Source organism: Candidatus Symbiopectobacterium sp. NZEC135 (assembly GCF_025962695.1).
Window position 1 is genome coordinate 1 of record NZ_JAGFPF010000315.1, and the last position, 1,800, is coordinate 1,800.

Genomic DNA, 1,800 nt, shown 5'->3' on the forward strand with positions numbered 1-1,800 from the left:
TCAGTTTAAAAAAATGGGGTTAAATGCTTACGAACGATTCAATAGTTGTGGCATGGATATTAGCTATAGCTGTGGATTAACGCTTTTTGCTAAAGAAACTGCAGGTGAGTTGGCAGGGTATGCGCTGTCCGGTTTGGCAGGGAAGTATTTAGCGCCCGTTATAAAAAGTTACATATCTGAAATAGGCGCTTTATCATCACAAGGGCCTTTATCAAACATAAAGAGCCTGCAAACTGGTTTAAGAAATCCTGAACAAGTCGATTTTATAAAAAACGATATGCTGAATGGGAGGTTTTTATACTCAGAACCAAAAGGTATAATCGCTGGCTACGTAGACAATAATGGTAGATACTATATCAGTGAAGGTAACCATAGGATGGTTGCTGCTATGGAGATTTATAAGGAAACTGGAGATTCAACTTTCATAAACAACCTATTGAAAAATGGTGTTTGGACTCGCACAAATAAAGTTCCTGTAGATTCAACTGCAATGCCAGTAAGGAAGTGAAATGAACAAGGTCAAACTCAAAAAGAACGAAATATACATTAAGATGTTGTTGCTTTCTATCCCTTATATAAGGAATAGACAGACATTTAAAAAATCTCCTGATTTATCATGCTATCTTGAGGCAGAGCTTGTCCATAATTTGGCTTATACTATCTTGACGCCAGAGTTTGAAGATCATGATATTTATTTTTTAAATACTCAAGCGAAATATTATATAGAAAATTGTAGTGAGGATATTTCAATCGCTTATGGAGGGCAAAAAGAACTTATAGCATCTCTTTTTGAAATTGTTCCTCAAGAAATGAGATCTAAGCTCCTTTGGGAAGGGCCAAGAAAATAGGCGGTATTGTTTTGGTATATGAAAGTAGATAATTAGACTAGACCTGATTAATTTTTCGCCGCTAACGGCCTTTGCTGGTCGCTAGCGGTGAATTTGTCCGAGTTTGCTAACCTAGCATAGTTACGTTGATAAAAATGAGAAATGCTTTTTTCAAGAAGGCAACTACCAAAGGGTGGTTGCCATGGTACTGCATCTAGAGACAGAAAAACCTATGCACCTCGAAAGTTTAATAAAAATGAGCATTGAACATATACTCATAAATGCACAAGTGATATACCTGCTACCAGTAAGAAATAAATAAAACAGGATTGTGAATGAAGGGGGACTAGTTTGATCTCTCTTCACGACACAGGTATTATTCACCCTGTGATTTGACCACTGAAGTAGTTACAGGGAATCGTACCGGAACGGTAGGGTAAGCGAAGTGGATTGTGGGTATAAATGAGGGTATATATCATGCAGAATTTTAGCATAAGCTCTTTATATTCAATAGAAATGGTGTGTTTTTCAATTCCCGCCCCGGCACCATCAATTAAGTTAATAAAAACAATTGGTTATAAATATTATTACGCCACCGCAAGGTGGTTTTTTTGTTTTTGAGACTTCTCAGTGGCAGCAATGAGCACCTGGCAGCATAATTGCTCATTCTGCGCAATTTCTTGCTCACTCTCTAGCATAAATCACTTTCTGCGCAATGTTTACAAACGATCAGCGTGGTCTGCGCAATATCTTGCTCAGAGTTGGCATTGTCGATCACCCAGATGATTTAATTTTCATAAAAAACAATAAATTACAAATTGGTATCGTTTTTGCTTATTACTGAGACTGTTATAACCCCGGTCTAACAACAAGGAGCCAGACAATGCCAACTCCATGCTATATTAGCAGCGAGGATAAAACGCAGGGCAACATCACCTCAGGGGCGTTCACATCTGATTCTGTCGGCAATATC

At 37.9% G+C, this 1,800-nt stretch carries 1 protein-coding gene and 2 pseudogenes; all 3 read left to right on the top strand.

The window, feature by feature from the left end; all coding sequences use genetic code 11:
- Positions 1 to 508 (top strand): annotated as a pseudogene (locus J5224_RS26335) (hypothetical protein); the annotation flags it as partial.
- Position 509: 1 nt separating this feature from the next.
- Complete coding sequence (locus J5224_RS26340; protein ID WP_264628127.1) at positions 510 to 848, top strand: zinc ABC transporter substrate-binding protein; 339 nt, start codon at positions 510 to 512, stop codon at positions 846 to 848.
- Positions 849 to 1,710: 862 nt separating this feature from the next.
- Positions 1,711 to 1,800: pseudogene (locus tag J5224_RS26345) on the top strand (type VI secretion system tube protein Hcp); the annotation flags it as partial.

Excerpts from the sequence above, each read along its gene's own strand:
- J5224_RS26340 (WP_264628127.1), top strand. The coding sequence starts at position 510 with ATGAACAAGGTCAAACTCAAAAAGAACGAAATATACATTAAGATGTTG.